This is a genomic window from Massilia rubra (genome assembly GCF_011682065.1).
Taxonomy (GTDB): Bacteria; Pseudomonadota; Gammaproteobacteria; order Burkholderiales; family Burkholderiaceae_D; genus Telluria_A; species Telluria_A rubra.
Genome location: NZ_VUYU01000016.1, coordinates 27,895 through 42,318 on the forward strand (window position 1 = coordinate 27,895; position 14,424 = coordinate 42,318).

General features: G+C 62.3%; 17 protein-coding genes. 12 read left to right on the forward strand and 5 right to left on the reverse strand.

From position 1 onward, the window contains the following. The first annotated feature begins 91 nt into the window (after window positions 1-91). On the forward strand, window positions 92-925 hold the full coding sequence (locus F0185_RS21595) for a hypothetical protein (protein WP_167227964.1): 834 nt from the start codon (window positions 92-94) through the stop codon (window positions 923-925). Window positions 926-977: 52 nt separating this feature from the next. On the opposite strand, the gene F0185_RS21600 is transcribed toward F0185_RS21595, so the two are convergent. Together F0185_RS21600 and F0185_RS21605 are read right to left on the reverse strand one after the other, a co-directional pair. Further along, entirely contained in the window at window positions 978-1,943 is a 966-nt protein-coding gene (locus F0185_RS21600) for a TerC family protein (protein WP_167227966.1), read from the reverse strand. A 27-nt stretch (window positions 1,944-1,970) separates the two neighbouring features. Then, window positions 1,971-2,135: a hypothetical protein gene (locus F0185_RS21605; protein ID WP_167227968.1), complete on the reverse strand. Its 165-nt coding sequence runs from the start codon at window positions 2,133-2,135 to the stop codon at window positions 1,971-1,973. A 257-nt stretch (window positions 2,136-2,392) separates the two neighbouring features. Between F0185_RS21605 and F0185_RS21610 the strand changes: the two genes are divergently transcribed. Next, window positions 2,393-3,868: a hypothetical protein gene (locus tag F0185_RS21610; RefSeq protein ID WP_167227970.1), complete on the forward strand. Its 1,476-nt coding sequence runs from the start codon at window positions 2,393-2,395 to the stop codon at window positions 3,866-3,868. 42 nt (window positions 3,869-3,910) lie between these two features. Beyond that, window positions 3,911-4,192, forward strand: a complete 282-nt coding sequence (locus F0185_RS21615; protein ID WP_167227972.1) for a hypothetical protein — start codon at window positions 3,911-3,913, stop codon at window positions 4,190-4,192. A gap of 186 nt (window positions 4,193-4,378) precedes the next feature. Here the strand turns inward: F0185_RS21615 and F0185_RS21620 are convergent, their stop codons facing one another. After that, window positions 4,379-4,672 (reverse strand): antibiotic biosynthesis monooxygenase family protein, encoded by a 294-nt coding sequence (locus tag F0185_RS21620; RefSeq protein WP_167227974.1) that lies wholly within the window; start codon window positions 4,670-4,672, stop codon window positions 4,379-4,381. A 186-nt stretch (window positions 4,673-4,858) separates the two neighbouring features. On the opposite strand from F0185_RS21620, the gene F0185_RS21625 reads away from it, so the two are divergent. Then, window positions 4,859-5,422 (forward strand): TetR/AcrR family transcriptional regulator, encoded by a 564-nt coding sequence (locus F0185_RS21625; protein WP_167227976.1) that lies wholly within the window; start codon window positions 4,859-4,861, stop codon window positions 5,420-5,422. A 109-nt stretch (window positions 5,423-5,531) separates the two neighbouring features. Here F0185_RS21625 and F0185_RS21630 read toward each other — a convergent pair whose 3' ends face one another. After that, entirely contained in the window at window positions 5,532-5,786 is a 255-nt protein-coding gene (locus tag F0185_RS21630; protein ID WP_167227978.1) for an accessory factor UbiK family protein, read from the reverse strand. 267 nt (window positions 5,787-6,053) lie between these two features. On the opposite strand from F0185_RS21630, the gene F0185_RS21635 reads away from it, so the two are divergent. From F0185_RS21635 to gshA, 4 genes are all read left to right on the forward strand, one after another. Beyond that, window positions 6,054-6,806: a TorF family putative porin gene (locus tag F0185_RS21635; protein WP_167227980.1), complete on the forward strand. Its 753-nt coding sequence runs from the start codon at window positions 6,054-6,056 to the stop codon at window positions 6,804-6,806. Between the two features lie 10 nt (window positions 6,807-6,816). Next, a complete protein-coding gene (locus F0185_RS21640) occupies window positions 6,817-7,155 on the forward strand; it encodes a P-II family nitrogen regulator (RefSeq protein ID WP_166893271.1) in 339 nt (112 codons plus the stop codon). A 16-nt stretch (window positions 7,156-7,171) separates the two neighbouring features. After that, entirely contained in the window at window positions 7,172-8,701 is a 1,530-nt protein-coding gene (locus F0185_RS21645) for an ammonium transporter (RefSeq protein WP_167227982.1), read from the forward strand. A gap of 159 nt (window positions 8,702-8,860) precedes the next feature. Beyond that, a complete protein-coding gene (gene gshA, locus F0185_RS21650; RefSeq protein ID WP_166882342.1) occupies window positions 8,861-10,162 on the forward strand; it encodes a glutamate--cysteine ligase in 1,302 nt (433 codons plus the stop codon). A 109-nt stretch (window positions 10,163-10,271) separates the two neighbouring features. On the opposite strand, the gene F0185_RS21655 is transcribed toward gshA, so the two are convergent. Further along, window positions 10,272-10,652, reverse strand: coding sequence for a hypothetical protein (locus F0185_RS21655; RefSeq protein WP_167227984.1), 381 nt, complete (start codon window positions 10,650-10,652; stop codon window positions 10,272-10,274). Window positions 10,653-10,871: 219 nt separating this feature from the next. On the opposite strand from F0185_RS21655, the gene gshB reads away from it, so the two are divergent. From gshB to ptsP, 4 genes are all read left to right on the forward strand, one after another. Further along, entirely contained in the window at window positions 10,872-11,819 is a 948-nt protein-coding gene (gene gshB / locus F0185_RS21660; RefSeq protein ID WP_167227986.1) for a glutathione synthase, read from the forward strand. Between the two features lie 12 nt (window positions 11,820-11,831). Continuing rightward, a complete protein-coding gene (locus F0185_RS21665; RefSeq protein WP_167227988.1) occupies window positions 11,832-12,239 on the forward strand; it encodes a PTS sugar transporter subunit IIA in 408 nt (135 codons plus the stop codon). Between the two features lie 61 nt (window positions 12,240-12,300). Continuing rightward, complete coding sequence (locus tag F0185_RS21670; RefSeq protein ID WP_166882345.1) at window positions 12,301-12,570, forward strand: HPr family phosphocarrier protein; 270 nt, start codon at window positions 12,301-12,303, stop codon at window positions 12,568-12,570. 32 nt (window positions 12,571-12,602) lie between these two features. Then, window positions 12,603-14,354 (forward strand): phosphoenolpyruvate--protein phosphotransferase, encoded by a 1,752-nt coding sequence (ptsP, locus tag F0185_RS21675; RefSeq protein ID WP_166893257.1) that lies wholly within the window; start codon window positions 12,603-12,605, stop codon window positions 14,352-14,354. Window positions 14,355-14,424: the final 70 nt, after the last annotated feature.

Genomic DNA, 14,424 nt, shown 5'->3' on the forward strand with positions numbered 1-14,424 from the left:
GCATGTATTTATATTGCGTTGAATAAATGTTATTATCCTTTTCTTAACGATGTGCGCACCGCCCGTCGCCGTTTTCGCAAAAGGTTCCTGCATGACCATTCCCGCTCCCGAAACACTTTCTTCGGCCGACAAACAGCAGTTGCTGTTGAAAACATTTCCAGCCCGGGCCAGGAAGGTCAACCATAGCGGCGTGCGCGGCAAATACTTCTGGAAAGCAGTCTCGAGCCTGTTTGGCGTGGCCTTAGCCGCCTTCTTCATCTGGTTCTGGTTGCCTGACATCGTCAGGGACGCACGGCTCGCCTGGTTCGATTCGGTCGTCGTCGAGTCGGAGGCTGATGTGTCAGGCTCCTGCAAAATCTCGAAGATGGTGTTTATCAGTTGCGATGCAAAAATATCCTATCGACCCGATCCGGCACGCGAGGCCGTTTTAACGGTGGAGCAACATACCTCGTTCTTCGGTTTCAGCCACGGCACCAAGGTGGATGTCTTGCGCAGCACCACGCATCCCGAGCGCATCACCACCTCGATCGCAACCGAGCATCTGGGTAACCGGATCGTTTCCTTCCTGCTGCTGGCGGGACTGCTTGTCTTGTTTGAGTACGCGGTCTGCAGCGAGGCCTGGAAGGAGTTCCGCCATAGCCGCCTGCAAGGACGGGAAGTCGTGCTGCGGCCGGTACTGGCCCGTGTCTACGAATGCGATGAGGATCGCAACGTCAAATTCTCGGCCGATATCGATGGCGTCGAGCGGCATGGCACGAATGTGCTGCGCTACGGCGACACTCCCTTGTTCCTGCCGTGGAGCCAGAACGTGGCCATCGCCCTGCTGGCCAGCGGGACCCGCTACATGATCCTGCTCGATGAGGAGATGACAGTGGCCAACTTCACCGATAGCGAGAAAGCGCTGTTGAAGACGCTGTTGAGCTGAATCGAGGTCCTTGCAAAAAGGAGGCCCGGCGCACCGGACCTCCTTTCCCCGCCTACTTCTTATCGTCCTTGCGGGTGATGACAAGGCTGGCCACGCAGCTTGCCGCAATCAGCACCGCCACCACTGCCAGCGAGGCTTGTACCGGCACGTGATACCACGGCATGATCAGCATTTTCGCGCCGATAAAGGTCAGCACCATGGCCAGGCCATACTTGAGCAAGTGGAAGCGGTCGGCCACGTCCACCAGCAGGAAGTACAGCGCCCGCAAGCCCAAAATGGCGAACATGTTCGACGTGAACACGATGAAGGGATCGGTCGTAATGGCGAAAATCGCCGGAATCGAGTCGACCGCAAACACCAGGTCCGTCACTTCGATCAACAACAGCACCAGGAACAGCGGCGTCACATAGCGCAATCCATCCTTGCTGATGAAAAACCGCTCGCCGTGATCGTCTTCGGCCACACGCAAGTGCCGGCGCGCAAAGCGCAGGATAGGGTTGTTCGCCACATCCGGTTCCTCGTCGACCGCCACCAGCATGCGCAGGCCGGTAAAGAGCAGGAACGCACCGAACAGGTACAGCACCCAGCTAAATTCGCTGACCACCCACGCACCCGCGGAGATCATCACGGCGCGCATGACAATCGCACCGAGCACGCCGTAGATCAGCACGCGCCGCTGATATTGCTGGGGTACCTGGAAGGCGGTGAAGATCAGCAGGAACACAAACACGTTATCGACCGACAGCGCTTTCTCGATCAGGTAACCCGAGAAAAACTCGAGCGCTTTCTGGTCCGCGATCTCCGCGCCCACCGTGCCCTTCAGATACCACCACAGGCCGCCGTTGAACAACAAGGCCAGGCTGACCCACACCAGCGACCAGGCGCCAGCCTCCTTGACGCTGACCTTGTGCGCCTTGTTGCCCCCGAATACGAACAGGTCGAGGGCCAGCATGAGCAGCACGAAGCCGACAAACCCTGCCCACATGGGGGCGCTTGCAATCGTTTCTAAACCGTTCATTGGATGCTCTCCATTGTCGTTAGTCGCTTAGCCTGCCGCGCCGTTACCACGACCCGGCGCAGCGTGGCCGGCACCGCCCATCGTGGCCCGGCCCATCGTGGCCCGGCCCAATGCCATCGACAGCCGCTGCTCGGTGTACGAGCGTAATGCCTCGGTGAGTACGAATCCGTTTGCCTCGATAGTGACACGCATGATTTCCTCCTGTTGGGTCAACAGGGTCACTATATGTCGCACAAAAGCATCGTACAACTCGAATATAACGTCATGAAAGGTCGAATAATTCGATGTATTGCAAGTGAATATGTGGTCAAGGCGGCCGGCCCGGTCCGGGGCCGGAAGCAAGCTAAATCGGCGCCCGCCGACTTAGGGCATACAATGCATCCATACACCCGCCGCGCGGCAACGCGACCGGCGGCATTTGCACATGCTTTCAGAGAACAGGAATATCGATGGATTTTGACGTAGCGGCATGGGAAAAAGAAATCGGCCGGCCAGTACCGGCCCTGATGGCCAAATTCTTCACTTGGCTGGCACCCTATGAATACGGCGACCTCGGCTATTTCGAACTGGCCCCGGAAAACCTGGCCGGCGGCGATGCCTGGGAAGGCATGGAGCGCTGGGGCGCGAGCACCTGGGCCTTCCTCAGCCTGCCCGACGGTTCCCTGGTCGGCCTGTGCGAAGCGGTCGAGCCACCCGCCGTCGTGCTGATCGGTTCCGAAGGCGAACTGCGCACGCTGGCCGACTCGTTCGAAGCCTTTCTGCTGGCCATTGATGCGGGCGAAACCGAGACCGAGATCGATCTCCCCGACGACGAGCGCGAGGAAGAGCAAGTGGCGGCGCGCAAGGCATTCACCTCCTGGCTCAACAAAAGCAAGATCGCCGCGCCTGCCGTCAGCGGGCAATTCGATTTTTCCGCCTACGCCGCAGGCGACCCTCCCGAACGGCGCGCAGCGCCAAGCCAGCAGGGTGCCGCTCCCGCCATGGCGCCGGGCTACCTGGACCATATCGAAGGCATGGGCGAGCGTCTCAAGATGCTGAGCAGCCTGGTGGGCCGCACCGCCGCCGACCCGCAACTGTGCGCGCTCGCCGAAGAGGTGTTCGGCAAGGCCCCGCCACAGTCCATCGGCAACGCCAAACGCGACGACACTATCTGGCTGACGGCGAAAAAGGCCGACATCAGCTTTCTGTTCAGCCGCAAGGTGCTGAACCCGAACTACGCGCCGGTGCAGATCAGCAGCAAGGCAATCTGCCCCTTCCTCGACAGCGTGTTTCTTGGCGACGCCTATAGCGAGCCGGTCCTGTTCGGCGTGCACGGCGACGCGCTGTGGGACGCCATTGCGCTCAAGCTGCCGCAGCACTACAAGGAAACCGTCGATGAAGATGGCGAGGTGGAAAAGGAATGCACCCTGGCCCTGGATGGCGCGCGTGACACCGAGCTCAAGTTGTGGATGAACAATGGCCGCACCAATGCCTGCGTGCAGATCAGGCAAGGACGCGAGCTGGCGTCGCCCGAGGCGGCCAAGCAACATAACAGCGGCGCCGGCCTGTTCGTGCAATGGGCGCTGGAAAACAGCTGGCTCGAGCGCAGCATGTTCCCCGGCCAGGATGCACTCATCGACGCCATGCGCAGCAGGCAAGCGCGGCCGTCGCAACTGGTCCAGCTTGGCCTGACGCGCGGCCTGTGGGACACCCACCTGACGGATGAGGCCGGCCTGCGCCAGTTTGCCTACATCTACTTCCATCACATGGACGGCATCTGGATCAATGCCGACCTGAAAGCCATGTTCGGCAAGCGCCAGGGACAGTACGGGCACGACGAGCCCGTGCTCGACGATGATCCGGTCGAGATCTACGACGCGCTGTTCTCGGTTTTCACGAAACAATTTGCAGCGTGGAAGCAAGCCAATCCGCAAGAACTGGCGTAATTTTTTTCATCAGGGGACGACGCGCCATGCAGCGCGTCCCCCTTGGCGACGCCCGGCAGCATGGTGGCGCCGCCCGCCAAAGTGAGCGCGAGCAAGGGCGGCATGACCGTGCAGTGGGCGGCCAGCCCGATGGCGCGCAGCTACGACGTATTGCGCTCGGCCACGGTGGCGGGGCCGTTCGAGCGGGTCGGCACCGAGTTGACCGGCACCAGTTTCGTCGACACCGGCGCGACCGGCAAGGAGGCGTACTTCTATATGGTCAAGGCATCGACTTACAGCGGCCTGAGCGGACCATCGGCGGTGGCGAGCGTGCCGGCGCGCTGATTGCGGGCAAAAAAAAGCAGCCGGAGGGCATCCGGCTGCGCATGTCTGGTGCCGGTGTTCGAGGTCACCGGACTAACCTGTGGGACATGCTGGAGCAGGTCACCAACAGCGTCAGAATAATCCTCCCAGATGACGGCAGCATGACGCACAGCGAAATACCGCGCCGTCAGTTGCCGCGCCCGCCGTTTACACCACCTCGATGGCGTCGAACCCCAGCACGACGGGCGGCGCGGCCAGCAGCGGCATGACCTGGACGATCGGTCCGTGCAAGGCTGCCTCGCTGTCGCTGGCAAGGCGGTCGGCCTCGGTCTCCCACAAGGTGATCGACATGCCTTTGCCGGTATCCGGATCGGTCAACAGATACGTCCCCTTGAATCCCTGCAGCTGTTGAAGAACCGGCATTACCGAACTGGTGTACAGCGCAACGACCTCGCCGATTTTTTCTGGCTTGGCTTGAACATGGGCGACTCTTGCAAACATGGTGTGCTCCTGGGGATGACAACCGCCGGCTGGCCACGGTTGCGGCCAACCATACATAGTGTATTGTGCGACTATACACGATGTATGGTCTGTTGGGTTTGCCGACGGTAAGTTATGATGCCGGCGCATGAGACCGCATGCCGCGCGCCCGCCCGGACGCCGCCATCGTATTTTTGGGAGTTTGCTATGTCGTCGCCCCGTTCGCCCGGACAGCCACGTTTATCGCGCGAGACCTGGCTCGACTTCGGCCTGGCCGTCTTGCGCGAGGACGGGCCGCAAGCCTTGAAGGCCGATCCGCTGTGCAAGCGGATGGGTGTGAGCCGGGGCAGCTTTTATTGGCATTTCGACAGCGCCGCCAGCTTTGCGCTGGCGGTCCTGGAACGCTGGGAATCGATCGCCACCGACCAGATCATCGGCAGCATCGCCCTGGCCGCGACGGATGCGCCGGCGCGCTTGCGCCTGTTGCTGGTCAACGTGGGGCAGCTCGATGTGGGCTTGTACGACGCCATCAACACGCTCGGCGCGCAAGACCCGGGCGCAGCCCAGGTGTTGCGTCGGGTGCATGAACGGCGCGTCGCCTTCGTGGCGAGCCTGCTGGTGGAAGCCGGTTTTGACGCGCCCGAGGCGGGCACGCGGGCGCAGCTGATCTACGCGTGGGCGATGGGCGAATTGCTGACGCGCGAAGCGGGCCGGAACGCCTTTTCCGCCGCCCAGATCGATGCCGTCGAACGCCTGTTGATGCAGCGGTAAAGCGCAGGCGCGCCGCGCCTTGCCCCGCCCGGCGGCGCGGCAAAGCGACACCTCGGCCGTTGGCTGGCCGATTTGATAATACGCATGCGGGCGCTCAGCCCGCATGCGCTCAGACCTGCGGCTTGGCCGGGGTCTGCTGTTCTTCGAGCGCGGCCACGCGCAGTTCCAGTGCTTCAAGCTTGGCGCGGGTCTTGGCCAGTACTTGCGCCTGGATATCGAATTCCTCGCGCGTGACCAGGTCGAGCTTGGAAAAGCCCTGGGTCATCATGCTCTTGACGTTCTTCTCGATATCCTTGGCAGGCGAACTTTCGATGGCCTGGTTGATCTTGCCCTGCAAGTCGTTGAAAAAACTGTTCATATCCATCGCAATCCTCGTGAAATCGGTAGCGCACCGCAGCGGTGCGGCAGGTGGGCCAGTTTGGTGCATGTATGCCGGCCGCGACCGGAATCGCGGAAATTTTACTGTTTATTAACAGCAAGTTGGGGACGCCAGGCGCAAATACAAGTTGCGTCCGGGCGTCAGCGGAGCTGGCACGAGTTCTGCTAATGGGTAGATAAGCAGTGTGCATGCTCCAGGCTTCATTTTAAACCCCAACCGCCGTCTCTGTTAAAAAACCATAAGGGAACCGCCATGAACAAGCTGTGTACTCCGTTGTCTCTCGCCGCCGTGCTGACCCTGGCGCTGGCAACCCTGGGAGCCCCGCTGGCCCAGGCTGCCGACGAGCCCGTGCCCGACAATGTGGTGAGCTTCAACGCCGCCGTGACCAGCGATTACCGCTATCGCGGCCTGTCGCAAAGCCGCATGAAGCCGGCGGTGCAGGGCGGCGCCGACTACACCCACAACCCGAGCGGCGCGTATGCCGGCGTGTGGGCGTCGACCATCAAGTGGACCAGCGACCTGGGCGGTGACGGCGATGTCGAAATCGACCTGTACGGCGGCAAGAAAGGCGAGATCGCCAAAGGCATCAGCTACGACGTTGGCGGCCTGTACTACGGCTTCCCTTCCAACGGACTGCATCCGAACGCCAACACCTTCGAGCTGTACGGCCAGGTCGGCATGGGGCCGGCCTATATCAAATACTCGCACGCGACGACCAACCTGTTCGGCACCACCGACAGCAAGGGCAGCGGCTACCTGGACCTGGGCGTCAACCTCGAGCTGGCCACCGGCCTGGTGCTCAACCTGCACCTCGGCCGCCAGCGCGTGGCCCACAACGACGCCCTGAGCTACAACGACGCCAAGATCGGCCTGACCAAGGACTTCGGATTCGCCTCGGTCGCGCTGGCCGTCATCAGCGCCAACACCGACCTGTATGTCAGCCCGGTCAACGGCAAGGACCTGGGCCGTTCGCGCGCCGTGCTGACCGTGTCCAAAACTTTCTAAGAGGCCAGCCATGAAAATGATCACCGCCATTATCAAACCCTTCAAGCTGGACGAAGTGCGCGAAGCGCTCTCGGCCATCAATGTGCAAGGGATTACCGTTACCGAGGTCAAGGGCTTCGGGCGCCAGAAAGGCCACACCGAGCTGTATCGGGGCGCCGAGTACGTGGTCGACTTCCTGCCCAAGACCAAGATCGAGGCGGCCGTCGACGACGCCATCGTCGAACAAGCCATCGAAGCCATCGAACGCGCCGCGCGCACGGGTAAGATTGGCGACGGCAAGATTTTTGTCTATAACCTGGAACAGGTCGTGCGTATCCGGACCGGCGAAACCGGCAACGAAGCACTTTAAGCTTAGGGGAATACTGATGAATAAAACGATAACAAAATGGCTGGCCGGACTGGCCGTGCTGTGCGCCATCGGCGGCGTATTGCCGGCCTCGGCCCAGGATGCGCCCAAGCCTGACACCACGGCGGCCGTGGTCACGCCGGTCGAAGCGCCGGCCACCGCCATTGTCACGCCGGCCGCCGCCAGCGCCAGCGTCGCCGCGCCCGCCGCCGCGCCGGCCCCGGTGCCGCACAAAGGCGACACCACCTGGATGTTCATCGCCACCGTGCTGGTGATCCTGATGACGATTCCCGGGCTGGCCCTGTTTTACGGCGGCCTGGTGCGCACCAAGAACATGCTGTCGGTGCTGATGCAGGTGTTCGTGGTGTTTGCCCTGATCATCGTGCTGTGGTGCATCTACGGCTATTCGGTCGCCTTCACGCCGGGTAACGCCGTCATCGGCGGCTTCGACCGCGCTTTGCTGAACGGCATCTGGGACCCGGCCAAGGGTGCCTTTGCCTACGCCGCCACCTTCAGCAAGGGCGTGGTCATTCCCGAGTTCATCTATGTCGCTTTCCAGGGCACGTTCGCCGCGATTACCTGCTGCCTGATCGTGGGCGCCTTTGCCGAACGCATCAAGTTTGCCGCCTTGCTCGCCTTCATGGTGCTGTGGTTCACCTTCGGCTACCTGCCGGTCGCCCACATGGTCTGGTTCTGGACCGGCCCGGACGCCATCACCGACGCCGCCACCCTGGCCAGCGAAACCGCCAAAGCCGGCTGGCTGTTCCAAAAAGGTGCGCTCGATTTCGCCGGCGGCACCGTGGTGCACATCAACGCGGCAGTGGCCGGCCTGATGGGCGCGATCCTGATCGGCAAGCGCGTCGGCTACGGCCGCGAAGCCATGGCCCCGCATTCGCTGACCATGACCATGATCGGCGCCTCGCTGTTGTGGGTGGGCTGGTTCGGCTTTAACGCCGGCTCGGCGCTGGAAGCGGGCGACATCGCCGCGCTGGCCTTCATCAACACCCTGCTGGCCACCGCCTGCGCCACCCTGTCGTGGGTGTTCGGCGAATGGGTCACCAAGGGCAAGCCATCGATGCTGGGCGCCGCCTCCGGCGCGGTCGCCGGCCTGGTGGCGATCACCCCGGCGGCCGGCTTCGTCGGTCCGATGGGCGGCTTGGTCATTGGTTTGCTGGCTGGTATTATCTGCCTGTGGGGAGTGAACGGCCTCAAGCGCCTGATCGGCGCCGACGACTCGCTCGACGTGTTCGGCGTGCACGGCGTGGGCGGTATCCTCGGTGCGCTGCTGACCGGCGTGTTCGCCGCGCCATCGCTGGGCGGCCAGGGCATTTTCGACTACGTTGCCAACAAGGCATCGGCGGATTACTCGATCGGCGGCCAGGTGCTCACGCAGCTGACCGCGGTCGGCACCACGATCCTGTGGTCGGCGGTGGTGTCCTTCATTGCCTACAAACTGGTGGACCTGGTGATCGGTCTGCGCGTACCGGAAGAAGAAGAACGGGAAGGGCTCGACATCACGAGCCATGGCGAATCGGCCTACCATTCCTGATTCATTTTGTTGCCCCGGCCCGCGCAAGCGGGTCGATCCAGGCGCCCCGCGGGGCGCCTTTTTGCTTCATGGGCTCTGCCGGGACTTTAAAAAGCCGGTTCCGCCCCGATTTGAGCAGTTCAACATTTTCAGCAAGCAGCCTTTAAGGACGTCTCATTCATGGTTCCCCACCTCGTCACGGCCCTGACTGGCCCGCTGCTCGATCTCGAAAAGAAAATTCTGGCGGCAACGCCCGCCATTGAGCGCTGGTTCCGCATGGAGTGGCAGGAGCACACGCCGCCGTTCTATTGCTCGGTCGACTTGCGTAACGCCGGCTACAAGCTGGCCCCGGTCGATACCAACCTGTTCCCTGGCGGTTTCAATAATCTTGCCACCGAGATGCTGCCGCTGGCGGTGCAGGCCGCCATGGCCGCGATCGACAAATATTGCCCGGATGCCCGCAACCTGTTGCTGGTGCCGGAAGGGCACACGCGCAATCCGCATTACCTGCAGAACGTGGCGCGCCTGATGCAGATTTTCCGCCAGACCGGCCTGCATGTGCGGCTGGGTTCCTTGTCGCCCGAGATCACCCAGCCGACCCCGCTGGCGCTGCCGGACGGGAACATGCTGGTGGTCGAGCCGCTGGTGCGGTCCGCCAACGGGCGCCGCGTGGGCCTGAAGGATTTCGATCCGTGCACCATTTTGCTCAATAACGACCTGTCGGCCGGCATTCCATCGATTCTGGAAAATATCCACGAGCAATCGCTGCTGCCGCCGCTGCACGCGGGCTGGGCGCTGCGGCGCAAGAGCAACCACCTGGCCGCCTACGACGAAGTGGCCAAGAAGTTCGGCAAGCTGATCGATGTCGATCCGTGGATGGTCAACCCTTTTCACAGCAAATGCGGCGCGATCAATTTCGACGAAGACCAGGGCGTGGAATGCCTGGCCGACAATGTGACCATGCTGCTGGCCAAGATCCGCAAGAAGTACAAGGAATACGGCATCAAGGAGCAAAAGCCGTTCGTGATCCTGAAACCGGACGCCGGCACCTATGGCATGGGTATTTTGACGATCAAGGATGCCAGCGAGGTGCGCGAACTGACGCGCGCGCAGCGCCAGAAGATGTCGGTCATCAAGGATGGCGTGGAAATCAGCGACGTCATCATCCAGGAAGGCGTGCCGACCTTCGAGAACATCAAGGATGCGGTGGCCGAGCCGGTGGTGTACATGATCGACCGCTATGTGGTGGGCGGCTTCTACCGGATTCACGCCGAGCGCGGGATCGACCAGAACCTGAACGCGCCCGGTTCGCAGTACGTGCCGCTGGCGTTTGCCCAGCAGCATGCGGTGCCGGACCTGAAAGCCAAGCCGGGCACGGCGGCGCCGAACCGCTTCTATGTGTATGGCGTGGTGGCAAGGCTGGGGCTGATTGCGGCCTCGCTCGAGATGGAACGGACCGATCCGAATCCAGAGGTGTATTGACGCGCTGGCAGGCGGGCGATATTTGCGGGTCGCCGGCCCGTGCATCCGCTGTCGATATTGCCGATTTTCGTACGCAAGCAACGCTTCCTGCAGCCTGCATTCGGGAAAATCATATGATGTAGGTGCTGCCGCGCTGGAAAATCAAGTCATCCACATCGATTTTGATCGACCAGTTGTCGCCACGCTGAGTCAACATCGCTATCCCGTTTTCTTCGATCAGATCGACGGGGGCAAAATCGGCATGCCACCAGTTTTCTATATGTACATATTTTCCACCGTAGCCTGACAAGTGGAGAACAATGACATTGTAGTCCGTTCCCCACGTCCCCCACTTTTCAGTCTCCACAGCAGGTTTTTGCTGGGTATGGATACCCAGTTCCATTCGTCCTACCGAAAAACTTAATTGCCCCAACAGAACATCTCCGCGCAAACCTTCCGGAAACAACTTATTCAGAAACAGATTTCTGCTAATTAAATCAATGACATTCATGTTCTTTCCTTGATAACGATGGCGGCCAGGCGTGGCCCGGACACTAGCACGGAAACGGCTGGCCGCCGCTCAGCGCTACGCCGATTCCTCGTGCCGGGCAGGTGCCTGTCGCCCCGGCCTGGCGGGCCGCCGGCCGCTGCCACTCGCTCATCCGGCCCCATCCAAGCCAACATTGGCGTTTCCGGCTAAAATCAGTCATTACCCTCAATGGAATCGCCCATGAAAATCGCTTTCCTCGCCGATCCGCTGTCCAGCTTCAAGACGTACAAGGATTCGACCTTCGCCATGATGCGCGAAGCGGCCCGGCGCGGCCACGCGGTCTACGCCTTCGAGCAGCGCGACATGGCCCTGGAAGAAGGCGTGGTCAGCGCCGACATCGCGCAGATCACCCTGACCGGCGAGGCCGACGATTGGTACCGCGCCGCGCCGAAAACCGCGATGCGCCTGTCCGAGTTCGACGCCGTGATCCAGCGCAAGGACCCGCCGTTCGACATGGAGTACGTGTACGGCACCTATCTGCTCGAACTGGCGGAAAAGCAGGGCGCGCGCATCTTCAACAAGCCGTCCGCGATCCGCGACCATAACGAAAAGCTGGCGATCGCCCAGTTCACCGAATTCACCTCGCCCACCCTGGTCACCTCGGACGCGGCGCGCCTGCGCGCCTTCCACGCCAAGCATGGCGACGTGATCTTCAAGCCGCTCGACGGCATGGGCGGCGCCGGCATCTTCCGCATCGGCGCCGACGGCATGAACCTCGGCTCGGTGATCGAAACGCTGACCCTCAATGGCGCCCAGACCATCATGGCGCAGCGCTACATCCCCGAGATCGTCAAGGGCGACAAGCGCATTCTCGTCATCGACGGCAAGCCGGTGCCGTTCGCGCTGGCGCGCATCCCGCAGGGGAGCGAAATTCGCGGCAACCTGGCCGCCGGCGGCATCGGCGTGGCCCAGCCCCTGACCGCGCACGACCTGCACATCGCCGAGAGCCTCGGCCCGGTGCTGGCCGAGCGCGGCCTGTTACTGGTAGGATTGGATGTGATCGGCGAGTGCCTCACCGAAGTCAACGTCACCAGCCCGACCTGCTTCCAGGAGATCTTCGACCAGGCCGGCTTCGACGTGGCGGCGATGTTCATCGACGCCGTCGAGCGGCGCAGCCAGGGAAAGTAAGGCAAACATATTATGGTAGGTATTCTGTTGATGACCCATGCACCGCTCGGCCAGGCTTTCGTGGCCGCGGTGGCGCACGTGTTCCGTGGTCCCACCGAGCATTTCGAGGCGATCGACGTCAGCGCCGACCAGGACCTGGCCGAGGTCAACGAGCTGGCGCGCGAAGCGATCTGCCGCCTCGACGACGGCAGCGGCGTGCTGGTGATCACCGATATCAAGGGCGGCACGCCGGCCAACTGCTGCAATTGCCTCGCTGACGCCGGGCATGTGGAAGTCATCGCCGGCATCAGCCTGCCGATGCTGCTGCGCGCGATTACCTACCGGCGCGACACGCTCGACGTGGTGGTCGAGATGGCGCTGGCGGGCGCGCAAAGCGGGGCGGTGCGGGTCGATAACCGTATCAGGGTAGGACCGACGTAAAAAGCTGTGGGTGGTGGCTGCGGCCACCGGTATGCGATCCGTGTGAAGAGACGACAAAAAAATGATTCAACAAGATCTTGAAATTATCAACAAGCTGGGTTTGCATGCGCGCGCCTCCGCCAAATTCACGCAGCTGGCGGCGAAGTTTTCGAGCGACGTCTGGCTGACCCGCAACGCGCGCCGCATCAACGCCAAGTCGATCATGGGCGTGATGATGCTGGCTGCCGGCAAGGGCGCCAAGGTCACCCTGGAAGCCGATGGCGCCGATGAAAAGGAATGTGTCGAGGCGCTCACCGCGCTGATCAACGATAAATTCGGCGAAGGCGAGTAATGCCGGTCGGGCGCACCTCTACCGGCATGTCCATGGCATCGTTCACGCTGCACGGCATTCCCGTCTCGCGCGGCATCTCGATCGGCCGCGCGCACCTGCTCACGCCCGCCGCGCTCGACGTCAAGCACTACCTGGTGCCGGAAGAACAGCTCGAAGCGGAGGTCAAGCGCCTGCAGGACGCGCTGGCGGAAGTGCATCGCGGCCTGCAGGCGCTGTGGACCGACCTGCCCAAGGATGCGCCGACGGAGCTGGGCGCCTTCATCGACGTGCACGCGCTGATTTTGTCGGACCCGATGATTTCGGAAGCGCCGCTCGACATCATCCGCACGCGCCACTACAACGCCGAGTGGGCGCTGGTGACGCAGATCGACGAATTGTCGGCCCAGTTCGACGAAATCGAAGACCCGTACCTGCGCGAGCGCAAGGCCGATATCCAGCAGGTGGCCGAGCGCGTGCTCAAGGTCCTGATGGGCACCGCCCAACTGGCGCCGCCGCCCGTGACGGACGATCAATTCCAGCCGCAGATGATCGTCGTCGCGCACGATATTTCGCCGGCCGACATGCTGCAGTTCCGCGACCGCTCGTTCATCGGTTTCGTCACCGACGTGGGCGGGCAGAACTCGCACACGGCGATCGTGGCGCGCAGCCTCGATATTCCGGCGGCGGTCGGCATGTCGCAGGCGTCGCAACTGATCGAACAGGACGACTGGGTCATCATCGACGGTGACGCCGGCGTGGTGATCTGCAATCCGAGCACCCTGGTGCTGGAGCAGTACCGCGCGCGCCAGGCGGCCATGCTCAAGGCGCGCAAGAAGCTCTCGAAGCTCAAGAAAACCCCGGCCATCACGCGCGACGGCACCGTCATCACCTTGCTGGCCAACATCGAGCTGCCGGACGACTGTCCGCACGCGCTCGAGTGCGGGGCCGAAGGCGTGGGCCTGTTCCGCTCCGAGTTCCTGTTCATGGGCCGCAGCGGGCAAGCGCACAAGATTCCGAGCGAGGACGAACAGTTCGAGCAGTACCGCAAGGCGGTCGTGGCGATGAAGGGGCGGCCGGTCACGATCCGCACGCTCGACATCGGCGCCGACAAGCCGCTCGACCAGACCGAGCATACCGCGCTCAATCCGGCGCTGGGGCTGCGCGCGATCCGCTATTGCCTGGCCGAGCCGCAGCTGTTCCTGACGCAGCTGCGCGCGATCTTGCGCGCCTCCGCGTTCGGCAAGGTGCGCCTGCTGATCCCGATGCTGTCGCACGTGTTCGAGATCGACCAGTGCCTGGCGATGGTGGAGCAGGCCAAGGCGCAGCTGCGCGAGGCGGGGCAAAAGTACGATGTGGGGATCGACGTCGGCGCCATGATCGAGATTCCGGCGGCCGCGCTGGCGCTGCCGATGTTCGTCAAGCGCATGAACTTTTTGTCGATCGGGACCAACGACCTGATTCAGTACACCCTGGCGATCGACCGCGTCGATTATGAAGTGGCGCACTTGTACGACCCGCTGCATCCGGCGATCTTGCAGTTGATCGCGATGACCATCATGGCGGGGAAGAAGGCGGGAATCGATGTGGCGGTATGCGGCGAGATGGCCGGGGACGTGAAGTTGACGCGCCTGTTGCTGGGCATGGGACTGCGCGAATTCTCGATGCATCCGGCGCAGCTGTTGTCGGTGAAGCAGGAAATTCTCAATTGCGACCTGAGCACCATCACCCCGCAAACGCGCAAGATCTTACGCACCACCGAGCCGCACGCGATTGTGGAGGCGGTGCAGCAGTTGCAGGTGATTTGACCACAGGTAGTTCCGCTCTCCTGTCGTTCTCCGCCCCAGTCGCGTCGTTCCCGCGAAGGCGGGAACCCAA

What these genes read in the sequence shown, in the direction of transcription:
- F0185_RS21620 (WP_167227974.1), bottom strand. Translation starts at nt 4,672, where the DNA reads ATGTTTGCAAGAGTCGCCCATGTTCAAGCCAAGCCAGAAAAAATCGGC.
- F0185_RS21670 (WP_166882345.1), top strand. Translation starts at nt 12,301, where the DNA reads ATGATTCAACAAGATCTTGAAATTATCAACAAGCTGGGTTTGCATGCG.
- F0185_RS21625 (WP_167227976.1), top strand. Translation starts at nt 4,859, where the DNA reads ATGTCGTCGCCCCGTTCGCCCGGACAGCCACGTTTATCGCGCGAGACC.
- F0185_RS21605 (WP_167227968.1), bottom strand. Translation starts at nt 2,135, where the DNA reads ATGCGTGTCACTATCGAGGCAAACGGATTCGTACTCACCGAGGCATTA.
- ptsP (WP_166893257.1), top strand. Translation starts at nt 12,603, where the DNA reads ATGGCATCGTTCACGCTGCACGGCATTCCCGTCTCGCGCGGCATCTCG.
- gshA (WP_166882342.1), top strand. Translation starts at nt 8,861, where the DNA reads ATGGTTCCCCACCTCGTCACGGCCCTGACTGGCCCGCTGCTCGATCTC.
- gshB (WP_167227986.1), top strand. Translation starts at nt 10,872, where the DNA reads ATGAAAATCGCTTTCCTCGCCGATCCGCTGTCCAGCTTCAAGACGTAC.
- F0185_RS21630 (WP_167227978.1), bottom strand. Translation starts at nt 5,786, where the DNA reads ATGGATATGAACAGTTTTTTCAACGACTTGCAGGGCAAGATCAACCAG.
- F0185_RS21600 (WP_167227966.1), bottom strand. Translation starts at nt 1,943, where the DNA reads ATGAACGGTTTAGAAACGATTGCAAGCGCCCCCATGTGGGCAGGGTTT.
- F0185_RS21595 (WP_167227964.1), top strand. Translation starts at nt 92, where the DNA reads ATGACCATTCCCGCTCCCGAAACACTTTCTTCGGCCGACAAACAGCAG.
- F0185_RS21655 (WP_167227984.1), bottom strand. Translation starts at nt 10,652, where the DNA reads ATGAATGTCATTGATTTAATTAGCAGAAATCTGTTTCTGAATAAGTTG.
- F0185_RS21665 (WP_167227988.1), top strand. Translation starts at nt 11,832, where the DNA reads ATGGTAGGTATTCTGTTGATGACCCATGCACCGCTCGGCCAGGCTTTC.
- F0185_RS21645 (WP_167227982.1), top strand. Translation starts at nt 7,172, where the DNA reads ATGAATAAAACGATAACAAAATGGCTGGCCGGACTGGCCGTGCTGTGC.
- F0185_RS21640 (WP_166893271.1), top strand. Translation starts at nt 6,817, where the DNA reads ATGAAAATGATCACCGCCATTATCAAACCCTTCAAGCTGGACGAAGTG.
- F0185_RS21635 (WP_167227980.1), top strand. Translation starts at nt 6,054, where the DNA reads ATGAACAAGCTGTGTACTCCGTTGTCTCTCGCCGCCGTGCTGACCCTG.
- F0185_RS21610 (WP_167227970.1), top strand. Translation starts at nt 2,393, where the DNA reads ATGGATTTTGACGTAGCGGCATGGGAAAAAGAAATCGGCCGGCCAGTA.